Origin of the sequence: Pseudomonas campi, from assembly GCF_013200955.2 — a bacterium.
In the GTDB taxonomy this organism is placed as follows: Bacteria; Pseudomonadota; Gammaproteobacteria; order Pseudomonadales; family Pseudomonadaceae; genus Aquipseudomonas; species Aquipseudomonas campi.
Genome location: NZ_CP053697.2, coordinates 3883138 through 3905241 on the forward strand (window position 1 = coordinate 3883138; position 22104 = coordinate 3905241).

21 protein-coding genes are annotated in these 22104 nt (G+C 65.2%); 18 read left to right on the plus strand and 3 right to left on the minus strand.

Annotation, left to right across the window (positions count from 1 at the left end; translation table 11 throughout):
• Positions 1-72 precede the first annotated feature (72 nt).
• A complete protein-coding gene (locus tag HNE05_RS17875) occupies positions 73-879 on the plus strand; it encodes a substrate-binding periplasmic protein (protein WP_173209843.1) in 807 nt (268 codons plus the stop codon).
• A gap of 118 nt (positions 880-997) precedes the next feature.
• Here HNE05_RS17875 and HNE05_RS17880 read toward each other — a convergent pair whose 3' ends face one another.
• Positions 998-2248 carry an MFS transporter gene (locus HNE05_RS17880; protein ID WP_173209845.1) on the minus strand — a complete coding sequence of 417 codons (1251 nt, stop codon included), beginning with the start codon at positions 2246-2248 and terminating at the stop codon, positions 998-1000.
• A 64-nt stretch (positions 2249-2312) separates the two neighbouring features.
• Entirely contained in the window at positions 2313-2876 is a 564-nt protein-coding gene (locus tag HNE05_RS17885) for a DUF805 domain-containing protein (RefSeq protein ID WP_173209847.1), read from the minus strand.
• A 215-nt stretch (positions 2877-3091) separates the two neighbouring features.
• On the opposite strand from HNE05_RS17885, the gene HNE05_RS17890 reads away from it, so the two are divergent.
• From HNE05_RS17890 to HNE05_RS17920, 7 genes are all read left to right on the plus strand, one after another.
• A complete protein-coding gene (locus HNE05_RS17890) occupies positions 3092-4882 on the plus strand; it encodes an SLC13 family permease (protein WP_173209849.1) in 1791 nt (596 codons plus the stop codon).
• Positions 4883-5005: 123 nt separating this feature from the next.
• Positions 5006-6283, plus strand: a complete 1278-nt coding sequence (locus HNE05_RS17895; RefSeq protein WP_173209851.1) for a bifunctional O-acetylhomoserine aminocarboxypropyltransferase/cysteine synthase — start codon at positions 5006-5008, stop codon at positions 6281-6283.
• Positions 6284-6342: 59 nt separating this feature from the next.
• Positions 6343-6777 carry a thioredoxin TrxC gene (gene trxC / locus HNE05_RS17900; RefSeq protein WP_173209853.1) on the plus strand — a complete coding sequence of 145 codons (435 nt, stop codon included), beginning with the start codon at positions 6343-6345 and terminating at the stop codon, positions 6775-6777.
• 91 nt (positions 6778-6868) lie between these two features.
• Positions 6869-7312, plus strand: a complete 444-nt coding sequence (locus HNE05_RS17905) for a YiiD C-terminal domain-containing protein (RefSeq protein ID WP_173209855.1) — start codon at positions 6869-6871, stop codon at positions 7310-7312.
• Positions 7313-7436: 124 nt separating this feature from the next.
• The gene (locus tag HNE05_RS17910; protein WP_173209857.1) at positions 7437-8339 is read left to right on the plus strand and encodes a transporter substrate-binding domain-containing protein; all 903 of its coding nucleotides are present in this window, start codon (positions 7437-7439) and stop codon (positions 8337-8339) included.
• A complete protein-coding gene (locus tag HNE05_RS17915) occupies positions 8336-11584 on the plus strand; it encodes a response regulator (protein ID WP_173209859.1) in 3249 nt (1082 codons plus the stop codon). Before HNE05_RS17910 ends, HNE05_RS17915 begins: the two co-directional genes overlap by 4 nt.
• 175 nt (positions 11585-11759) lie before the next feature.
• On the plus strand, positions 11760-12554 hold the full coding sequence (locus tag HNE05_RS17920; protein ID WP_173209863.1) for a universal stress protein: 795 nt from the start codon (positions 11760-11762) through the stop codon (positions 12552-12554).
• 312 nt (positions 12555-12866) lie between these two features.
• Here the strand turns inward: HNE05_RS17920 and HNE05_RS17925 are convergent, their stop codons facing one another.
• The gene (locus HNE05_RS17925) at positions 12867-13634 is read right to left on the minus strand and encodes a ParA family protein (RefSeq protein ID WP_173209865.1); all 768 of its coding nucleotides are present in this window, start codon (positions 13632-13634) and stop codon (positions 12867-12869) included.
• Between the two features lie 238 nt (positions 13635-13872).
• Between HNE05_RS17925 and HNE05_RS17930 the strand changes: the two genes are divergently transcribed.
• From HNE05_RS17930 to HNE05_RS17975, 10 genes are all read left to right on the plus strand, one after another.
• The gene (locus HNE05_RS17930; protein ID WP_240008775.1) at positions 13873-14589 is read left to right on the plus strand and encodes a beta-ketoacyl synthase chain length factor; all 717 of its coding nucleotides are present in this window, start codon (positions 13873-13875) and stop codon (positions 14587-14589) included.
• A complete protein-coding gene (locus HNE05_RS17935) occupies positions 14562-15371 on the plus strand; it encodes a lysophospholipid acyltransferase family protein (RefSeq protein WP_173209869.1) in 810 nt (269 codons plus the stop codon). Before HNE05_RS17930 ends, HNE05_RS17935 begins: the two co-directional genes overlap by 28 nt.
• The gene (locus HNE05_RS17940) at positions 15352-15612 is read left to right on the plus strand and encodes a phosphopantetheine-binding protein (protein ID WP_173209871.1); all 261 of its coding nucleotides are present in this window, start codon (positions 15352-15354) and stop codon (positions 15610-15612) included. Before HNE05_RS17935 ends, HNE05_RS17940 begins: the two co-directional genes overlap by 20 nt.
• Positions 15613-15622: 10 nt before the next feature.
• A complete protein-coding gene (locus tag HNE05_RS17945) occupies positions 15623-15895 on the plus strand; it encodes an acyl carrier protein (RefSeq protein WP_173209873.1) in 273 nt (90 codons plus the stop codon).
• Positions 15888-16445: a COG4648 family protein gene (locus tag HNE05_RS17950; protein WP_173209875.1), complete on the plus strand. Its 558-nt coding sequence runs from the start codon at positions 15888-15890 to the stop codon at positions 16443-16445. The genes HNE05_RS17945 and HNE05_RS17950 overlap by 8 nt, the downstream gene beginning before the upstream one ends.
• The gene (locus HNE05_RS17955; protein WP_173209877.1) at positions 16442-18106 is read left to right on the plus strand and encodes an acyl-CoA synthetase family protein; all 1665 of its coding nucleotides are present in this window, start codon (positions 16442-16444) and stop codon (positions 18104-18106) included. The genes HNE05_RS17950 and HNE05_RS17955 overlap by 4 nt, the downstream gene beginning before the upstream one ends.
• Positions 18099-18833 (plus strand): glycosyltransferase family 2 protein, encoded by a 735-nt coding sequence (locus HNE05_RS17960; RefSeq protein ID WP_173209879.1) that lies wholly within the window; start codon positions 18099-18101, stop codon positions 18831-18833. Before HNE05_RS17955 ends, HNE05_RS17960 begins: the two co-directional genes overlap by 8 nt.
• Positions 18830-19774, plus strand: coding sequence for an LpxL/LpxP family acyltransferase (locus HNE05_RS17965; RefSeq protein WP_173209881.1), 945 nt, complete (start codon positions 18830-18832; stop codon positions 19772-19774). The genes HNE05_RS17960 and HNE05_RS17965 overlap by 4 nt, the downstream gene beginning before the upstream one ends.
• Entirely contained in the window at positions 19755-21296 is a 1542-nt protein-coding gene (locus tag HNE05_RS17970; RefSeq protein ID WP_173209883.1) for an HAL/PAL/TAL family ammonia-lyase, read from the plus strand. The genes HNE05_RS17965 and HNE05_RS17970 overlap by 20 nt, the downstream gene beginning before the upstream one ends.
• A gap of 110 nt (positions 21297-21406) precedes the next feature.
• On the plus strand, positions 21407-21832 hold the full coding sequence (locus tag HNE05_RS17975; protein ID WP_173209885.1) for an acyl-CoA thioesterase: 426 nt from the start codon (positions 21407-21409) through the stop codon (positions 21830-21832).
• Positions 21833-22104: the final 272 nt, after the last annotated feature.

The window sequence follows — 22104 nt, forward strand, 5'->3', positions numbered from 1 at the left end:
CTAGGCCAACTACACTGCAGCCACCCCCGCAGCTCGCAGCTCTGCCGTGAGTACGCCAAGGAAGAATTTTGCATGGCTACCCCGAAAATCCTCCTTACCTGGTGCAGGCTACTGATCGGCTGCCTGGCCCTGCTGCCAGGCTTGTGCCAGGCAAACGTGCAAGACTTGCTGGGGAGCCCCTACAAGGTCGCCTTTTATGAGGCTGGCTACCTTTACTCAAACGGCGCCGGCATCGACAAGGACGTGGTCGATGAGCTGAAGAACCGCGGCGGTTACAGCTTCGCCTACATCGAACGACCGCGCGCGCGGATCTGGAAGGAGCTGAAGGAGGGCACGCTGCCCATGAGCGTCTCCGGCCTGCGCACGGCCGAGCGCGATGAGTTCGCTTTTTTCATTCCCTATATCGCGCAGAAGAACATGGCCTTGGTGACCGATGCCAAATACACCACGGCCGCCACTCTGCTACAGGATGAAACCGCCACAGCTGCAGTAGTGCGTGGGTTCAAACACGGCGCCTATTTCGATGGCCTGATCGACAGGCTTCGCGCCCGGGGCCGAGTCAATGAAGTGCTGACGGCTCACAATCTGTTCCTCATGCTCAAAGCCGGCAACCGAGTCAGCCTCATCGTTTCCCAGCCGGTGTTCTATGTCAAAGAACTGGATGAGCTGGGGCTCACCGACAGCGTCATCGTGCATGACTGGGAGCCCGAACAGCCGCCGACTGCCCTCGGCCTGATCCTCAGCAAGGCGCACTTCTCGGAACAGGCCTACCTGAACATGAAAGCTGTGGTAGACGAGATGAAAGCGGATGGCACCCTCCGGGGCATCTACCTCAAGTACCTGACCCCGCAACAAACCGATCAGGCCCTCGATTTCTAGCGCAGCGCAATGGAGCAAGCATCTGCGTCATAGGCTGCATGGCTGAAGCCGTAGGGCGGGTGAAACCCGCGTGTGGCAGGCGCGGGTTTCACCCGTCCGACTCAACGTCCGTGCCTCGCTACGCAACGACCACCGTCTGCCTGACCCGCAGGAAGTACCACAGGACCAGCCCCAGCATCGCCGCCGCCAGCACCCCGGCGCCGACAAACAGCGCCTGATAACCCAGCAGTTTGGCCAGTACCCCGCTGCAGGCGCCCACCAGGCCGGCCAGCAGAATCTGCGTGCTGGCCTGCAGGGTAAAGTCCGCACCTTCATGCTCGGCACGGCACATGCTCATCATCACGGCGAACAGGGCGACCGTGGACATGCCATCGGCCGCCTGCTCGAACAGGCACAACGCATAGACCAGCAGCGGCTTGCCGCCCGCCCCGACCAGCAGGGCCATGCCGGCGAGGCCCAGCGCCTGCAGCGCGCCGAACGCCAGCAGCGAACGCAAAGCGCCCAGCCGCGCATACAGCAAGCCGCCGAGCAGTGCGCCGCCGATCCCGGCGAGGCTGCTGATCAGGGTCAGCTGGCCCAGCGCGGCGGTATCCCAGCCCTGGTCCACCAGCATCGGCTTGATCATCGGCGAGCCGAGGGCATCGCCAAGCTTGAAGGTCAGCACCACCAGCAACCAGGCGAGCATGCCGGGCTGCGCCAGCAAGCCACGGTAGTGGCGCAGCAGCAGGCCGGGGCCGGCCGGCTCAGCCAGGGCGGCGTGGCGCGGCAGCAGCTGACGTTCGCGAAAGCGCCAGATCGGCAGGGTCAGCAGCAACAGACCCACGGCCAGCAGGGCGATGCTGAGGTTCCAGCCCAGCGGGCCGATCAGCAACAGCAGGCCGCTGCCGCTGGCGAGCATGCCGACCTTGTAGCCGCCCACCTGCAGGCTGTTGCCCAGGCCGCGCCAGCGCGCCGGCAGCAAGCGCACCGCCAGACCGTCGGTGGCCACGTCCTGGCTGGCGGCCGCCAGGTTGATCAGCAGCAGCAAGCCGAGCAGCAACCAGAACGCACTGCCGAACAGCAAGTGCGGCGCCAGCAGCGCCAAGCCACCGAGGCAGAGGATCACCGTGCCCTGCAGGGGCAGGATCCAGCCGCGGTGATGACCCAGACGCGACGAACCCATCCGGTCGACCCACGGCGCCCAGAGCACCTTGAGCAGCCAGGGCAAGGCCAGCAGCTTGAGCAGGCCGATCAGCCCCAGATCGACGCCATGCTGGCGTAGCAGCACCGGCAGCGAATGCGCCACCAGGCCGGACGGCAAGCCCTGGGCACAGTAGAGGGAAGCGAGGAGAACCAGGGTGGCATTGCCGGGGCGATCGGTAAGCTTCATTGACAGGTGACTCGGAAAGTCGGCCTAACAGTGAGCCGGCCACAGGGGCCAGCCTTCTGAGCAATTAAAACGCGAGCGGAAGAGTCTTCATCAGCTCCGGATATGCAAGACCAACCATCATTCCTGCACAGGGAACCCCCAGTAAAAGCATCGGAATAAGCAGCTTTGCCCACAGTGGCAACGGGGGATTGGCGGCGCCATAGCGGTTCTGCCGCTTACCCCCTGGAATCAATCCCAGAAAAAGCCATACCAGGCTGCCGACCAGCGGAACCAGCAGAGCAAAGGCTCCCCATCCTGGATGAATCGCCACATCACGAGCGCGCCTCATCAGCAGCCCAAGTTCCAGCAGGGCACTCGGGATAATTACGGCCAAACAGGCACCTATCAGTGCATAAAGATTGTGCCGCAACCCTAAATACAAAACGAACAGAAGCGTCCAAGGAATGCAGACCGCAAAGATCAGGTGCCAAAGCCAAAACCGGGAAAGCGACAAGCGTCCGGAAAAATCGAAGAGCCGAGGCACCGGCTGCACTGACGAAGCCTCATCTAACAGTCCCGCGTCAGGTGAAAGGTACGGATTCGTCTCATACAAACTGATCGAGCCGATCGAGGGTTCCACCCTGTTCATTACCACTCCTGCCTGGCTGAAAAATTCTGACTCGACATGCCCGTTCAACGGCTAGGGCAATGTGAGCCAGGAACACTAAACCAAAAATATTGGAATATAAACCTGCTTAAACATTCTTAGACTATCTAAGCGAAGCCCATTATCTTTTCGCCCCTGTGCGGCCGCCTAGCGCGTGCCCGATACCTCATACGAGATTCGCACGCTTAAGGAAGCCCATGTCCTGGGACTCACTCCCCCTGATTTTCGTCGCTGCCCTGCTGGTTTGGGTGCTGGTTGCCTTTGTCCGTGAGAAATGGAGTCCGGACATTGTCGCCGCCATCGCCGTGGCCGCCCTGCTGATTACCCAGCTGCTGACCCCGGCGGAAGTGCTCAGCGTGCTGAGCAACTCGGCGCCGGTGACCATCGCCTGCATGTTCGTGCTGTCCGCCGCGCTGGAGCGCACCGGCTGCATCGACGCCCTGGGCAACTGGCTCGGCGACCTGGTCGGCACCAGCCCGATTCGTGTACTCACCGGGCTGACCCTGACCGCCCTGGTGATCTCCGCTTTCCTCAACAACACCCCGGTGGTGGCCATCCTCACTCCGGTGGCGATTTCCCTGGCGCGCCGGGCCGGCACCCTGCCATCGAAACTGCTGATCCCGCTGTCCTACGCCACCATCCTCGGCGGCACCCTGACCATGATCGGCACCTCGACCAACATTCTGGTCGACGGCGTGGCGCGCAAGGCCGGCCTGGAACCCTTCGGCATCTTCGAAATCACCGGTGCCGGCCTGATTCTCGCCGCCGCTGGCATGGCCTACCTGCTGACCATCGGCCGCCACCTGCTGCCCGAGCGCGAGACGCTGTCCAAGCAGCTGCGCCCGGATCTGGATCGCACCTTCATGAGCGAGCTGCTGGTACCGCACGACTCGCCGATGATCGGCAAGACCCTCGGCGAGGCCAACCTCAATGGCGGCAGCGGCCTGCAGGTGCTGAAGATCTTCCGCGACCAGGAAGAGTTCACCGAGCCGGCCCATGACACCCTGCTGGCCGCCGGCGACCAACTGGTGATCCATGGCCAGGTCAAGGACGTGGTCGAGCTGCGCGGCAGCGGCCACCTGAGCTTCAACCGCAGCGAAGCCTTCGAGACCATCAGCAGCCACGATGTAGTGCTGGCCGAGGCCATCGTCGGACGCAACTCGCGCTACAGCAACCGCCCCATGCGCGATCTCGACCTCACCGCGCGCTACGGCATCGCCGTGCTGGCCGTGCATCGCCAGGACGAAAACGTCTCTGGCAACCTGGACGAATTCCAGCTGCAGTTCGGTGACGTGATGCTGGTCGAAGGCACCCCGGCACAGATCAAGCGCTTTGCCGACAACGGCGAGCTGATCAGTCTCAACACCGTGCAAGAGCGCTCCTTCCGCCGCGAGAAGGCGCCGATTGCGATCATTGCCACCCTGGCCGTGATGCTGCTGGCCGCCTTCGGTGTGATGCCTATCGAGGGTCTGGCGATCATTGGCGCAGTGACCGTACTGGCCACCCGCTGCCTGGATGTGGACGACGCCTACAAGGCGGTGGACTGGAAGATTCTCAGCCTGATCTTCGGCATGCTGGCCATCAGCATCGCCATGGACAAGGTCGGTCTGGTCAAGCTGATGGTGGAGAACCTCATGGGCTGGCTGCCGTGGGCCGGGCCGTTGCTGATGCTGTCATTCATCTACCTGTTCACCTCGATCCTCACCGAAGTGCTGTCGAACAACGCAGTCGCCGTGCTGGTCACCCCGATTGCCATCGGCATGGCCCAGCACCTGGGCGTCGACCCCCGCGCCTTTGTGGTCGCGGTGATGTTCGCCGCCAGCGCCAGCTTCGCCACGCCTATCGGTTACCAGACCAACACCTTCGTCTACAACGCCGGCGGCTACCGCTTTACCGACTTCATGAAGGTCGGTATTCCGCTCAACCTGATTCTCTGGGTGGTGGCCAGCTTCGTGATCCCCTGGTTCTGGCCACTGGTGCCGGTGTAGCGGCATAAGCGGCGAACATATCGATCTAACCCAAGGCCCGTTTCATTGCTCCCGCGCATTGACCGGGCCTTGCTGCTTTCTCCATGCTGCGAACCTTCCACTCTGCCCTGAAGGAACGCGCGCATGAAACTGGAAACCCTGGCCATCCACGCCGGCTACAGCCCCGACCCGACCACCAAGGCGGTGGCGGTGCCGATCTACCAGACCAGCTCCTTTGCCTTCGACGACACCCAGCATGGTGCCGACCTGTTCGACCTGAAGGTCGCCGGCAACATCTATTCACGCATCATGAACCCGACCAATGCCGTGCTCGAAGAGCGAGTGGCGGCCCTGGAAGGCGGCGTCGGTGCGCTGGCCGTGGCCTCCGGCATGGCGGCCATCACCTACGCCATCCAGACCCTGGCCGAGGTCGGCGACAACATTGTTTCGGTGGCCAAGCTGTATGGCGGCACCTACAACCTGCTGGCCCACACCCTGCCGCGCTTCGGCATCCAGACCCGCTTCGCCGCCCATGACGACATCGCCGCCCTCGAAGCGCTGATCGATGACAAAACCAAGGCGGTATTCTGCGAATCCATCGGCAACCCGGCCGGCAATATCGTCGACCTGCAGGCCCTGGCCGACGCCGCACACCGCCACGGCGTGCCGCTGATCGTCGACAACACCGTGGCCACACCGATCCTCTGCCGGCCGTTCGAGCATGGCGCCGACATCGTCGTACACTCGCTGACCAAATACATCGGCGGCCACGGCACGAGCATCGGTGGCATCGTGGTCGACTCCGGCAAGTTCCCCTGGGCCGAGCACAAGGCGCGCTTCCCGCTCCTCAATACCCCGGACCCGTCCTACCACGGCGTGACCTACACCGAGGCCTTCGGCCCCGCCGCCTTTATCGGTCGCTGCCGCGTGGTGCCGCTGCGCAACACTGGCGCGGCGCTGTCGCCGTTCAATGCCTTCCTTATCCTGCAAGGCCTGGAGACCCTGGCGTTGCGCATGGAGCGCCATTGCGAGAACGCGCTGAAGGTGGCGCACTACCTGCAGAACCACCCGCAGGTGGCCTGGGTGAAATACGCTGGTCTGCCCGATCACCCCGAGCATGCACTGGCCCTGCGCTACACCGGCGGCAAACCGGCCTCGATCCTCTCCTTCGGTATCGTCGGCGGCCAGGCAGCCGGCGCGCGCTTTATCGACGCACTGAAGCTGGTGGTGCGCCTGGTCAATATCGGCGACGCCAAGTCACTGGCCTGCCACCCGGCCTCGACCACCCACCGCCAGCTGAATGACGAGGAGCTGGAGCGCGCCGGCGTGCCGCGCGACATGGTGCGCCTGTCGATCGGCATCGAGCACAGCGACGACATCCTCGCCGACCTGGCCCAGGCGTTGGACGCTGCGGCGGGCTGATCGCCCTTGATATCCGCGCAAGCGACTCCAGATTAGGCATACCGCCTCTGGAGTCGCCCATGTCCAATCCCCTGCTGATCCCCTGCCCGCACTGCAACGGCCTCAATCGCATTCCCGCCGAGCGCCTGAGCGATGCGCCACGCTGCGGCCGCTGCAAGGCCGAGGTGCTGCCGAGCAAGCCCTTCGACCTGACCCAGGCCAGCTTCGACGCGCAGAACAAGGGCGACCTGCCGCTGCTGATCGATGTCTGGGCCAGCTGGTGCGGCCCCTGCCGCAGCTTTGCCCCCATCTATGAACAGGCCGCCGCGCAGCTGCAGGGCCACTGCCGCCTGGCCAAGCTGGACAGCGAAGCCAATCCGCAACTGTCGGCAGAAATGGGCATCCGCTCGATCCCCACGCTGATCCTGCTCAAGGGCGGTGTGGAGGTGGCCCGGCAGAGCGGTGCCCTGCCCCTGCCGCAACTGTTTGGCTGGTTGCGCCAGCAGGGCATCTGAGCGAATCGGTCAGCCCCGACGAGCACAGCTGTCATTGCCGCGCCCCCGGCAGACGCTAGGCTGGCGGCATCTCCCAGCAGGAACGCCGCCCATGCCACTGCCCGCCGAAATGGCCCGTGTCTTTACCGAAGAGAAGATCGACTTCGTCAAACGCAGCGGGCTGAAGGCCGAGCTGCTGGAACCCGGCCATGTGCGCCTGCGCATGCCGCTGCAGGGCAACCAGAACCATATCGGCAGCATGTACGCCGGCGCCCTGTTCACCCTGGCGGAAATCCCCGGCGGCGCACTGTTTCTCACCAGCTTCGACGTGCAGCGTTTCTATCCGCTGATCAAGGAAATCAACCTGCGCTTTCGCCGCCCGGCCAGCAGCGACATCCTGGTCGAGGCCAGCCTGAGCGCCGAACAGATCGCCAGCATCCAGGACACAGCCGAGCGCGAGGGCAAGGCCGAATACCGCCTGGAACTGCAACTGACCGATAGCAACGGCGAGGTGGTCGCCATCAGCCAGGCGCTTTATCAGCTGCGTCGCCACTGATGCAGGGATAGCGGATCAACTCTGCAACCGCCGACAGAGCAGCTACCCTGATGGAACAGCGCCCGCACGGTAGGCCCCATCCTCGTTCAACCACCACAGCAGGACGCTGAAGGACCGGCTGGACATGCAACGCTTGCGGCGTCTCCTCCCTCTGCTTCTGCTCGTACTGGCCTGCACCCGGCTGGCGGCCGCACCGCTGCAACTGGAGCCGGAGCTGCAGCAATGGCTGGCTAGTCACCCGACAATCAACTGGGCGGCCGAGGCCGACTACGCGCCGTTCATCTTCGTTGACGCACAGCGTCAGGCCCAGGGCCTCTCCCATGATGTGCTGCGCATCCTCCAGGAGCGCCTCGGTCTGCCCCTGCAGCAACAGCCGGCGCTGCCGCTGAACGAACTGCTCGACCAGGCCCGGCGCGGCCATCTCGACCTGCTCACCTCGCTGCGCCCGACCGCCGAGCGGGCCGAATACCTGGCCTTCACTTCACCTTATGTAGAGGTCCCCACGGTGCTGGTGCTGCGCGGCGAACAGCGCAACAGCCTGACCCTCAAGCAACTGGCCGGCATGCGCGTGGCCGTGGGTGATGGCTATGCGGTCGAGCGTTTTGTCCGCGACAGCTATCCCACGGTGCAATGGCTGGCCCTGCCGACCGATCGCGCCGGCCTGCAAGCCCTGCAGAAACGCCAGGTTGCCGCGGTGGTGATGGACCTGGGCAGCGCCAGCTACCTGCTCCAGGAAGAGGCCTTCCAGAGCCTGCAGATCGGCACGGGGATCGGCTTCAACTACCCGCTGAGTTTTGCCTACCGCAAGGACTGGCCCGAACTGGGGCGCATCCTCGAAGCCGGCCTGCACTCCCTCAGCCTGGCCGAACGCGAAGAGTTGATGCAGCCCTGGTTGGAGCAACTACCGGGCACCAGCAAACAGCCCGGCTACCTGCTGCTCGCCGCAGTCGGCCTGGGCCTCCTGGCGCTCACCGGCCTGCTGGCCTTCCTCGCCTACCGGCGCCAACGCCGCGTACAGCCATCATGAACAGCCGCCAGCCATCTCTGCTGCGCGAAGCCCTGCTGCTGGCCCTGTGCTACACCGGCGCCGCCCTGTTGGCCCTGTACCTGACCCGGCAACCGTCGAGCATGGCCAACCTGTGGCCCGCCAACGCCATCGCCTGCGCCTTCCTGGTGATGCATCCGCTGCGCCGCTGGCCATTGCTGCTGCTGGCCGTAGCCCTGACCAACATCGTCTGCGAGTTGCTGTTTGGCGACCCCCTGCGCATTGCCCTGTATTTCACCGCGGCAAACCTCTGTGAAGCCACCCTGGCCGCCTGGCTGGTGCAACGCTGCGGCATGGCCGACAACTTCACTGAAAACCCGCGGGCACTGCTGGCCGTACTGCTCAATGGCTGCTTCTGGCCGGTCCTCGCCAGCGCCAGCCTGGGCGCCCTGCTACTCGGCCAGGGACACATGGGCAGCTACCGCGACCTCTGGCTGGGCTGGTTCGCCAGCGCCTGCACCGGCGCGGTGGCCGTGCTGCCGTTGGCGCTGATCTGGCGCCAGCGTGGCAGCGCCGCCTTGCTGGCAGCGCTGGACCCACTGCTGACCCCGGCGCTGCTGATGCTGAGCATGGGCGTGAGCATCCTGGCCCTGCTGTTCCTGCCGTTCCCGTTCGTTTACCTGAGCGTGCCGCTGATCCTCGCCGCGCTGTACCTGAACGTGATCAATGTCGCCCTGTTCAACCTCTGCGTGGCCCTGCTGGTCAGCGCCCTGCTGTCATTCGGCTACTTCCTTCCGCCACCGTTCATTGCGCAATGGCAGAACCTGCTGCTGTACCTGCCGATCCTGCTGGTCATGCTGCCGGCCCTGCTGCTGGCCAGCAGTCTGCAGCAGGCGCGCCAGCGCGAGAACGACTTTCGCATCAGCGAGCAACGCTTCCGCGGCGCCCTGGCGTTTGCCGGCACCGGCGTGGCCCTGGCCAATGCCCAGGGGCAGATCTGCGAAGCCAACAGCCGCCTGTGCGAGATGTTCGGCTACCCGCGCGCGCAGCTGCTCGGCATGCACCACCTCGACCTCAGCCATCCCGATGACCGCACCAGCAGCCACGACAAGCTCGCGGAGCTACTGGCCGGCGAGATTGCCTACTACGCCCTCGACAAGCGCCTGCTGCGCCACGACGGCCAGCCGTTCTGGGCCCATGTCACCGTGGCGCACCTGCCCGGCCATGCCGGCGCCGACGAGCTGATCGTGCAGATCGACGACATCAACGACAAGGTCGAAGCCCAGCACAAGCTCAACCTGCTGCGCATCGCTGCGGAGAAGGCCAATCGCACCAAGAGCGAGTTCCTCGCCAACATGAGCCGGGAGATCCGCACCCCGATGAATGGCGTACTGGGTATCGCCCACCTGCTCGGCAACACCGAGCTCAACGCCACCCAACGCAAGTACCTGGACATGCTGCGCGATGCCGGCAAGTCGCTGCTGGCGGTGATCAGCGACATCCTCGACTTTTCCAAGATCGAAGCCGGGCGCCTGCAACTGGAGCCGGTGCAATTCGAACTGCAAGAGTTGCTGCGGCAGATGGCCTCGCTGATGACCCTGCTGGCCGGCAATCGCGATGTGGAACTGCTCATCCAGGTGGCGCCCGACGTGCCGCAACAGCTGCAGGCCGATCGCCAACGTCTGCAACAGGTGCTGGTCAACCTGGTCGCCAATGCCATCAAGTACACCCAGCAGGGCGAGATCGAACTGCGCATCGAGCGGCAAGCGTCTGGCGAAGAGCAACAGCTGCTGTTCAGCGTCACCGATAGCGGCATCGGCATGAGCCAGGCCCAACTGAACAACCTGCACGAGGTCTTCACCCAGGAAGACGCCAGCCAGTCGCGCCGGCACGCCGATGTCGGCCTGGGACTGGAAATCAGTGCCCGCCTGGTAGAGCTGATGGGCGGGCGCATGGATGTGCGCAGCACCCCCAGCCAGGGCAGTGCATTCCAGTTCAGCCTGCCTTTAGCCGCGACACTCGACGAGTCGCCCCTGCCGGACCTGCCCGAACCCTTGCACGACCTGCGCGTGTTGCTGGTGGACGACAACCAGAAAAGCCGGCAGATCCTCCAGCAACTGCTCGAGAGCCTGCACTGCCAGGTCGACCAGGCCGACTCCGGTTCGGTGGCGCAACTGCTGTTCCAGCAGGCCGGCACGGCACAGCAGCCCTATGACCTGCTGCTGGTCGACTGGAACATGGCCGAGCTCAACGGCCTGCAGACCCTCGCCATGCTCGCCGAGAGTTCGCCGACAGCCCTGCCGCCCAGCCTGCTGATGGTCAACGCCTTCGCCCGCGAGCACCTCACCACCAATGGCCGCCAGCTGCCGGTCAACGACCTGCTGCTCAAGCCGGTGACCCGCTCCAGCCTGCTCGGCGTACTCCAGGAAACCCTGAGCCAGCCACACACGACAGCCAGCAACAGCGAACCGGCGGCGCGGCGCGAATTGCAGGCCATGCGCATCCTGCTGGTGGAAGACAACCTGCTGGATCAGATCGTCACCCAGGGCATCCTCGAACAGCAGGGCGCCCGACTGACCCTGGCCAGCGATGGCCGCCATGCCCTCGATCTGCTGCGCCAACAGCCCGAGGCCTTCGACCTGATCTTGATGGACGTGCAGATGCCCGGAATGGACGGCATCACCGCCACCCGTATCATTCGTCAGGATCTGCGCCTGCGCCTGCCGGTGGTGGCCATGAGCGCAGGCGTCAGCCCTGCCGAACGCGACGAGTGCGAGCAGGCCGGCATGGACCTGTTCATCGCCAAACCAGTGGATGTCAGCGCCCTGCTGAGCAGCCTCAAACGCCTGCGTTATACCCCTGGCGATCTCAAGGCAATCGGCACCCACCTGCCGCTGCCCGGCGAAAGCTCGACGCTGCTGGCCGTGGACACCCTCGACCTGCTCTGCACGGTCAACCCGCAGATGAACCAGACCCTGCGTGCTCTGGTGAAGGAACTGATCGCCCGTGGCAACGAGCCGCTCCGGCAAACCGCCACCGCCCTGCAGGAAGGCCGCGAGGCCGACGCCATCAGCCTGATCCACAACCTGCGCGGCAGCCTTGGCAGCCTCGGCGCGGTCAGCTTGCCACCCCTGACCCTGCGCCTGGAGGACGCCATCCAGCGCGGCGATCAGGCGCAGATCGAGCTGCAACTGCAACTGCTGGACAACGAGCTGGATGGGTTGCTGCGCGCCTTCAACGACTGGCTGCGACAGAAGACCCTCGACCGGCAGGAAACCATCGAGTGATTGCAGCAGGACAAAAACGCGGCAGCGCACGGAGAAAAGCCCCGCACAATTGAAAAACCCAGACGCACGGGACTTGCCGTAAATCAAAAGCAGGTCTATCAATGGGAGCCAGATTAAGAACCCAATAGAGGTTTTACAGCGTGGCGGGAGTTCGCTACGCAGAGGGGAACACCAGATGATCAGACACATCCTTATTGCCCATGACCTGCGCAGCACTGCCGACCTCGCCCTACGCCGCGCCACGCAGCTGGCCCGCCAGCACAATGCCCGCCTGACCCTGCTGCATGTCCTCGACGGTGGCCTCAGCCAAGCCGAACAGGAGAAGGTCCAACAGAGCCTGGACAACAGCCTCACCCAGTTCGCCCCACCCGGCAGTGAGCTCAAACTCTGCCACGGCAAGCCATCCGATGCTGTGCTGGAACAGGTGCAACTGCTCGGTGCCGACCTGCTGGTACTGGGCGCCCACCACCAGCGCCACGAGTTCTTCTCCGGCACCACCCTCGACCGTATTGCCCGGCGCTGCACGGTGCCGCTGTTGCTGGTGGCCCGTGACGAAGCGACGCCCTACAGCAGCGCGCTATCGGCCCTGGATTTCTCCCTGTGTGCCTGCACCGCACTCAACCGCGCCTGCCAGCTGTTGCCGGCCGAGGCCAATATCCATGCCCTGCACGTCTTCGAACCCCAGAAGAAGCAGGCCGATAGCGCCACTCAGGTAGCCACCCAGCACGCCCTGATCGATCAGCTGATTGCCGATGAGACCGCGCAACTGCCGCCGGGCAGCCCGAGCCTGTCCTATGAAATCAAGCAGGGCAGCATCCTGCGCGGCCTGCAGGAATGCATCAATACGCGCCAGCCGCAATTGCTGGCTCTCGGTTGCCATGGCCGCGGCGCGTTGTCCCAGGCACTGCTCGGCAGCCTGGCCCAGCACTTTTTGCACAAGGCACCGTGCGACATCTTCGTGGTGCGTTGAAAACCAGCTGCGCGTCGGCCAGGCGTTGTTGCAACGCAGTAACAGCCGAAGGTTGGTCAATCGGGTTCGGAAAGTCGCTTGCGACTAACGCGCTTCAGCGCGGCCCGAAGGGCGAGTGCAATGAGTACTGCTCATTTACAGGCGTAAACTCCGCGCCCTCACCCGATTTATTCGCTGGCGCTTACCCTCCGGGCCAGCCTTCGGCTGTTACTCCCGCTGGTCGTTGCGCCTAGCCTGGCTCTAGCTCGCAGGCTTTCAAGTCAGAAACAAGAAAGGCGCCCTCGGGCGCCTTTGTTCATTCTTGGCCTATCGTCAGGCGCCGTTTTCCAGCAGCTTGTGCAGTTCGACAAACTGCTGGGTCAGCTTGTGGCTGCGGTCCAGGTAGATCAGCGGAATGCAGGCCTGGTGCGACTCGCGCATGCGCACCGAGCTCATCAAATTGACCGGCAATACCGGCAGACCTTCCTCGATCAGCTCATCGAGCAGTTGCTGCGGCAGGGTCGCCCGGGGCTGGAACTGGTTGACCACGATGCCTTCGACTTCCAGGCCCTCGTTGTGGTCTGCCTTGAGCTCCTCGATCTCACGCAGCAGGCCGTACAGGGCCTGGCGGGAAAAACTGTCGCAGTCGAAAGGAATCAGCACACGGTCGGCGGCGATCAGCGCGGAAACGGTATAGAAGTTCAACGCTGGCGGGGTATCCAGGTAGATCCGGTCGTATTCCTCGCCCAGTTCTTCCAGCAGTTTGCGCAGCTTGTTGATCTTGTGTTTGGCCTCGAGCTTGGGCTGCAGATCGGCCAGCTCGGCGGTGGCGGTGACCACATGCAGGTTGTCGAACGGCGTCTCGTAGATGTCCACCGTACCTTTCTTGGCAAACGACGACAGCGACTGCTTGAAGAACTCGGCAATCCCCATGGGGATGTCGTCGCCAGTCAGGCCGGTCAGGTAATGGGTCGAGTTGGCCTGGGCATCCAGGTCGACCAGCAGGGTGCGATAGCCCTCCGCTGCGCTTACCGCTGCCAGGTTGCAGGCAATGCTCGACTTGCCCACACCGCCTTTCTGATTAAACACAACACGCCGCATGTCACACCTCCCTGAGCCCGAATGGGGTGGATTCTATGCAAAGCGCATGACAAGGGCGAGGAAATCGCAAAATCGGGCAAAAAACCGCCTGGCGCCTCAATTGTGTCAAAGTTTGCACAGGTCGGGCCGGGACGGGATAATGCCGGCACCTCGCCATGACCCCGACCGCAATTCCACTGCCGGCGGGGGTTTCGCCGTAGACAAGGAAGGCCGCAAGGGGCCGGGAAGAGTGCGCCGCGTGACTTATTTCAAGATCGATCAATGGCGCGCCTGGGCACCTAGCCTCGACACCGTGGATGACTGGCAGGCCTGGCAGCAGGCGCCTTTCGCGCCCGCCGATGAAGGCCAGCAGCCAGATGTCAGCTTTCTCCCCGCCATGCAACGCCGCCGCCTGAGCCGTCTGGCGCGCATGCTGTTCCATGTGTCCTGGCCCATCGCCGAAACCCAGGGCCCGCTGCCGCTGGTGTTCGTCAGCCGGCATGGGGAAACCCCGCGCACCCTGAACATCCTCGCCGACCTGGCGCGCAACGAGCCGCTGTCGCCGACCCAGTTCAGCCTCTCCGTGCATAACGCGATCATCGGCCTGTGGTCGATCCTGCGCGCCGACAGCAGCGAAATGAGCGCCCTGGCCGGCGAAGGCGATGGCCTCGAACAGGGCCTGCTGGAAGCCGCCAGCCTGCTCGGCGACGGTGCGCCCGCCGTACTGCTGGTGGTTGCCGAAGAAACCCCGCCGGCGCTGTACGCCCCCTTTATCGACGACGTGCCGTTTTCCTACGCCGTCGCCCTGCTGCTGACGCCCGGCAACGACTGGCAACTGAGCCTGCAGCCCGGCAGCGGGCCGCGCAGCACCTGGCCGCATGCGCTCGAACTGGTTCGCGCCCTGGGCAACGGGCAAACCTCCCTGCACCACCACTGGAAGAACAGGCAATGGACATGGTCTCGCAACACGGCCTGAGCCCGCGCAGCGCGCCCTACCTCTGGCGCCTGTTCGCCACGGCCGCCAGCTTCAGCCTGTTCGGCATCGGCGGCGTACTGCTGCGCGTGCTGGTATTCCCATTGCTCAGCTTGCTGCCCGGCGATGCCCTGACCCGGCGCACCCGTGCGCGCGCCGTGGTCAGCTGGACCTTCTACAAGTTCGTGCGCTTCATGTACCACAGCGGCGTACTGACCTACGAAGTCGAAGGCATCGAACGCCTCGGCCGCCCCGGGCAGATGGTGATCGCCAACCACCCCTCGTTGATCGACGTGGTGGTGCTGATCGCCTTCATCCGCGATGCCAACTGCGTGGTCAAACAGAGCCTGTGGGACAACCCGAGCATGCGCGGACCGATCCGCGCCGCCGGTTTCATCAGCAACAGCGGCAGCATGGACATGCTCGACGAGGCCGCCGGCGCCCTGCAGGAAGGCCAGACCCTGGTGATCTTCCCCGAAGGCACGCGCACCACGCCGGGGCACACCCCGGAATTTCATCGTGGCGCCGCGGCCATTGCCGTGCGCGGCGCACGCCTGGTCACCCCGGTGGTGATCAGCGTCAGCCCGACCACCCTGACCAAGGCCGAGCCCTGGTACAGCATTCCGTCGCGCCGTTTTCACTTTCGCCTGCGTGTGGGCGAGGATATCGACCCACAGCAATTCACCGCGCAGGCCCCGCTGCCCATCGCCTCGCGCAAACTCAACGACCATCTGCACCAACACTTTATGAAGGAGCTCGCAACAGATGAGCGATCTGCAAACTGAGATCAAGAACCTGATCATCGAAGCCCTCGGCCTCGAAGACATGGTGGCCGAAGACATCGCCGCCGACCTGACCCTGTTCGGTGACGGCCTGGGCCTGGATTCGGTGGACGCCCTCGAGCTGGGCCTGGCGATCCAGAAACGTTTCGGCATCAAGATCGACGCCGAAGCCAAGGACACCCGCCAACATTTCGCCAACGTGGCCAGCCTGGCTGCCTTCGTTGCCGCGAAAAAGGTCGCCTGAGGACGCCGTGATGCAAAGCCGTGAAGAGATTTTCGTCACCCTGCAGGACGCTCTGGTCGAGCTGTTCGAGCTGGACGCCGAGCGCGTGACCCTGGACGCCAACCTGTACCAGGACCTGGAAATCGACAGCATCGACGCCGTCGACCTGATCGACCATATCAAGCGCCAGACCGGCAAGAAGATCGCCGCCGAGGAGTTCAAGGCCGTGCGCACCGTCGGCGACGTGGTCGAGGCCGTGTACCAGGTGGTTAACGCCGCCCGGCGCCAGACTGAACATGAGTAAGTTGCTGGGCCTGCTGCTGGTGGTGGCGGGGCTGCTCTATCCGTTTGCTGTTTATTTCGGCATGGAGCACCTGTCGCCGCGCGTGTTTGCCCTGCTGCTCGGCGGCCTGTGGCTGGCGCGCGCCTTGGTGCAACGCGGCAAGCCGGGCAACCGCTGGATGGCCGGCGTGGCCCTGGGCTTCTGCTTGCTGCTCGGCCTGGCCGGCGAGCCGGAGCTGCTGCGCTGGTACCCGGTGCTGCTCAACGGCCTGCTGCTGGCGCTGTTCGGCCTCAGCCTGAAGTTCGGCCCGCCGCTGATCGAGCGCCTGGCACGCCTCAGCGAGCCCGACCTGCCGGACGTGGCGGTGCGCTACACGCGCCGCGTGACCCAGGTGTGGGCGCTGTTCTTTCTGGCCAACGGCCTGGTGGTGATCGCCCTCAACCTGTGGGCACCGCTGAGCTGGTGGACCCTGTATACCGGGCTGATCGCCTACGGCCTGATGGGCCTGCTGTTTGCCGGTGAGTGGCTGGTGCGCCAGCGCGTTCGAGCCGGATCGAGGAGAGTTGCATGACCTGGTTGCCCCTTAGCGACCTGCTGCTGGAGGCTCAGCCGGGCCGTGCGGTGACGCCGGATATGCAGCATGCCGCCCTGCGCCAGCGCGCCCTGGCACTGGCCGGCGCCCTGCAGGCGCGTGGCGTGCGCCGCCTGGCCGTGCATATCGAAGATGCCGGCGAGCTGGCCATCGCCCTGCTCGGCGCCTGGCGCGCCGGCGTGCAGGTGCTGCTGCCGGCCGATGCACAGGCGCAGACCCGCGAGCGCCTGGGCGCCCAGGTCGAGCTGTGGCTGGACAATCTGGACGACGCTGCGCTGGACGGCGAACCACTGCCCGCCGCCGCCCTCGATCTCGACCAGTGCCGCCTGACCCTATGCACCTCCGGCTCCAGCGGCGAGCCCAAGCTGATCGACAAGTCCCTGCGCCAACTGGCCAATGAAGTGGACGCCCTGGAGCAGCTGTGGGGCGCCGAGCTTGCCGGTGCCACCATTCTTGGCAGCGTCGCCGCCCAGCACATCTACGGCCTGCTGTTCCGCGTGCTCTGGCCCCTGTGCGCCGGCCGGCCATTCCTGCGCCGCGCCCAGCCGTTTCCCGAGGATCTGCAACGGGAAAGCCTGCAGTACCCAGCGTTCGCCTGGATCGCCAGCCCGGCTTTGCTCAAACGCATGGGCGATAACCTCAACTGGCCGGCCCTGCGCCAGGTGCGTCGAGTGTTCTCCTCCGGCGGCGCCCTGCCGGCCGAGACCGCCACCGAACTGCACGGTCTGCTCGGCCAGTGGCCGACGGAAATCTATGGCAGTTCGGAAACCGGCGGGATCGCCTGGCGCCAGGGTGGCGAGCTGTGGACGCCGTTTGTCGGCATCGAGCTGGGACAGAATGCCGACGGCGCGCTCAACCTGAGCTCGCCCTACCTGCCGGCCGGGCAGCGCGAACAGACCGCCGACGCGGTGGAGATCGGCAGCGATGGTCGCTTCGTCCTGCGCGGGCGCCTGGACCGCATCGTCAAACTGGAAGAAAAACGCATCTCCCTGCCCATGCTGGAACAGGCCCTGCTCAGCCACGAGTGGGTCGCCGACGCGCGCCTGGGGGTGATCCAGCAGGGCCGTGCCTACCTCGGCGCCCTGCTCGCCCTCAGCCCCAGCGGCCTGCACGCCCTGCGCAACCAGGGGCGCAAGACCCTCATCGAAACCTTGCGCCAGCACCTGGCCGGGCACTGCGAAGCGCTGGCCCTGCCACGCCGCTGGCGCCTGCTCGCCGAGCTGCCCTACAGCAGCCAGGGCAAGCTGGCCCAGGCCGAGGTCGAACAGCTGCTGGCCAGCGAGCGGCCGACCCGCGTGGCGCCGCGCTCGGCTATCGAGCAGGACGGCGAATGGCAGTTGGAGCTGGACATACCGCCGGACCTGGCGCACTTCACCGGCCACTTCCCGCAGACCCCGGTGCTGCCCGGCGTGGTCCAGGTCGACTGGGCCCAGCAGCTGGCCCGCGAGCTGATTGCCGACCTGCCACCACGCTTCTGCGGCATGGAAGTGCTGAAGTTCCAGCAGCTGGTACGCCCCGGCGACCGCCTGCAACTGAGCCTGCGCTTCGACGCCGAGCGCGGCAAACTGTACTTCGCCTATCGCAACGGCGAGGCGGCCTGCTCCTCCGGGCGCATCCTGCTGGAGGCCGCCGGTGCATAAAGCTTGTGCCGTGATTCCGGTGTACAACCACGAACACGCCCTGCCAATCGTGGTCGCCGCCCTGCGCGACGCCGGCCTGCCCTGCGTGCTGGTCGACGACGCCTCCAGCCCCGCGTGCGCCGCCGTAATCGATCAGCTGGCCGAACAGGCCGATACCTTCCTGTTGCGCCTGCCGGTCAACCAGGGCAAGGGCGGCGCGGTGATGGCCGGCCTGCGTGAAGCGCAGCGCCTGGGCTTCAGCCACGCGCTGCAGGTCGACGCCGATGGCCAGCACGACCTGAGCGATGTCGCCGGTTTTCTCGCCGAATCCCGAGTCCACCCGCAGGCGCTGATCTGCGGCTATCCGCTGTACGACGACAGCGTGCCGAAAACCCGCCTGTACGCGCGCTACCTGACTCACGTGTGGGTGTGGATCAACAGCCTGTCGCTGGCGATCCGCGACTCCATGTGCGGCTTTCGCGTCTACCCGCTGCCCGCCACCCTGGCATTGATCGACTCGGTGAACATCGGCAAGCGCATGGACTTCGACACCGAGATTCTGGTGCGCCTGGCCTGGCGTAATCAGCCGATGCGCTGGCTGCCGACCCAGGTGCACTACCCGCTGGACGGCCTCTCGCACTTTCGCCTGTGGCTGGACAACGCGCTGATCTCGAAGATGCACGCCAAGCTGTTCTTCGGCATGTTGCTGCGCGCCCCGGCGATCCTCTGGCGGCGGTGGCAGGCATGAGCCAGCAACCGGCAGCCCACTGGGCCGGCCAGCGCGAGCGCGGCAGCTACGCGCTGATGAAGCTCACCGCGGTGCTGGCGCGCCTGCTCGGCCGGCGCCTGATCAGCCCGCTGATCTATGCCATCGTGCTGTACTTTTTCGTCTTCGGCGCCCAGGCGCGGCGCAGCATCTGGCAGTACCAGAGCCACCTCGCCACCTGGAGCGGCCGCGACGAGTTGCGCCCAAGCTGGCGCCGGGTGTTCCGCCAGTTCATGTGCTTCGCCGACACCCTGCTCGACAAGCTTGATGTGTGGAACGGCAAGCTCGGCCTGCAGCAGATCACCCTGGTCGACCCGCATGACCTGCGCGGCCAGCTGCACCGCCAGGAGCGCGGGCAGATGCTGGTCGGCGCGCACCTGGGCAACCTCGAGGTCTGTCGCGCCCTGGCCGAGCTCGGCGAGCATGTGACGATGAACGTGCTGGTGCACACCAAGCACGCCGAACAGTTCAACCGCCTGCTCGGTGAAGCCGGCGCCACGCACCTGCGGCTGATCCAGGTCAGCGAACTGGACCCGGCGATCATGCTGCAATTGTCCGAACGCCTGGAGCGCGGCGAGTGGCTGGCCATCGCCGGCGACCGTGTGCCGCTGCACGGCGGGCGCAACACCAACGTGGACTTCCTCGGTCAGCCCGCCGCCTTCCCGCAAGGGCCCTGGCTGCTGGCCGGGCTGCTGCACTGCTCGGTCAACCTGCTCAACTGCCTGAAGATCGACGGCCGCTACCAGGTGATCATCGAGCCGTTCGCCGAGCGCATCGAGTGGAAGCGCAGCGAGCGCGAGGCGGTGATCCGCCAGTGGGTACAACGCTATGCCGAGCGCCTGGGCCAACGCTGCCTGGACGCGCCGTTGCAATGGTTCAACTTCTATCCGTTCTGGAATGCACATGACGACACATCAGCCTGACCCGGTGATCTTCGGCGAAGCCCACCTGTCCATCGAGCAGGTCGTGGCCCTGTCCCAGCGCCAGGCCCGCGCGCAGCTGCAGGACGACGCCGCCTACCGCGAGAAGATCGCCAAGGGCGCGCGCTTCCTCGATACCCTGCTGGACAAGGAAGGCGTGATCTACGGCGTCACCACCGGCTACGGTGACTCCTGCGTGGTGGCCGTGCCGCTGCACCAGGTCGAGGCGCTGCCCAAGCACCTGTTCACTTTCCACGGCTGTGGCCTGGGCAAGTTGCTCGATCCGGCCAGCACCCGCGCCGTGCTGGCCGCGCGCCTGCAGTCGCTGTGCTATGGCATTTCCGGCGTGCGCGTGGAGCTGCTGGAGCGCCTGCAGGCGTTCCTCGATCACGATGTGCTGCCGCTGATCCCGGAAGAAGGCTCGGTCGGCGCCAGTGGTGATCTGACTCCGCTGTCCTACGTCGCCGCCACCCTCAGTGGCGAACGTGAAGTGCTGTACCAGGGCGAACGCCGCAGCGCCGCCGAGGTGCACAACGAACTGGGCTGGACGCCGCTGACCCTGCGCCCCAAGGAAGCCCTGGCGCTGATGAACGGCACCGCGGTGATGACCGCCCTGGCCTGCCTGGCGTTCTCCAGAGCCGACTACCTGCTCAAGCTGGCCACCCGCATCACCGCGCTCAACGTGGTGGCGCTGGAAGGCAACCCGGAACACTTCGACGAGCGCCTGTTTGCCGCCAAACCGCACCCCGGGCAGATGCAGGTCGCCGCCTGGCTGCGCCAGGACCTCGCCATCGACGCGCCGACCGCGCCGCTGCACCGCCTGCAGGACCGCTACTCGCTGCGCTGCGCGCCGCATGTGCTCGGCGTGCTGGCCGACAGCCTGGGCCTGCTGCGCCAGTTCATCGAAACCGAACTGAACAGTGCCAACGACAACCCGCTGATCGACGCCGAGGCCGAGCGCGTGCTGCACGGCGGGCACTTCTACGGCGGGCATATCGCCTTCGCCATGGACAGCCTGAAGAACCTGGTCGGCAACGTCGCCGACCTGCTCGACCGCCAGCTCGCCCTGCTGGTCGACGTGCGCTACAACCACGGCCTGCCGAGCAACCTGTCCGGCGCGCCGAGCGTCACCGCAATGATCAACCACGGCTTCAAGGCCGTGCAGATCGGCACCAGCGCCTGGACCGCCGAAGCCTTGAAGAACACCATGCCGGCCAGCGTGTTCTCGCGTTCCACCGAATGCCACAACCAGGACAAGGTGAGCATGGGCACCATCGCCGCGCGCGATGCCCTGCGCAGCCTGGAGCTGAGCGAACAGGTTGCCGCCGCCACCCTGCTGGCCGCCAATCAGGGCGTCTGGCTGCGTCAGCGCGATGGCAAGATCGATATCCCTGCTCCGGTTGCCGCCATGCGCGAGCTGCTGGCCGCCGACTTCCCGCCGGTGATCGAGGATCGCGCCCTGGAAGGCGAACTGCGCCTGTGCCTGGAGCGCATCCGTGCCCAGCATTGGAGGCTGTATGCGTAAGCAACGGCCAACTCCTGTAGGAGCCAGCTTGCTGGCGATGCTCTTGTGCCAGCCCGGATCGCCAGCAAGCTGGCTCCTACAACAGCGCAATGCGCCTGGAGTCACTGCCCATGCGTAAGGAAGGCGTGCTGCAGGCCCAGATCGAACTGGCCGTTCCCTTCTTCGACGTCGACATGCTGGAAGTGGTCTGGCACGGCCACTACGTCAAATACTTCGAGGAAGCGCGCTGCGCCCTGCTCGACAAGCTCGGCCACAACTATCGGCACATGCGCGAGGCCGGCTACGCCTGGCCGGTGATCGACCTGCAGCTGCGCTACATCCGCGGCGCCCAGTTCGGCCAGCGGATCATCGTGCGCGCCGATCTGGTCGAGTGGGAGAACCGCCTGAAGATCCACTACCTGATCACCGACGCCGCCACCGGCGAACGCATGACCCGCGGCAGCAGCGTGCAGGTGGCGGTGGAGATCGCCACGCGGGAGATGCTGCTGGCTTCGCCTCGCGTGTTTGTCGACGCGGTGGAGAGGGCGATTTCGTGATTTTTTCTGGCCCGGCTGGCTTGCTACGTTTACTGAGCGCTCTGTTTAAGCCTGCCGAACAGCGCTCGGCTGATTTTCTGCGTTGCATTAGCGTTTTATTTCGCCCCGCCGGGCGAGTCCTTGACTCGCTGCGCTCGCCCTTCGGGCCAGCCTTCGGCTGTTACTCTGCTTCGCTCCGTTTCTCTTTGCTTGTGCAAAGAGAAAGTAACCAAAGAGAAAGCACACCCCACATCCGGGTCTCGCTACGCTCGACTTCCCTCGCTCCGTTACCC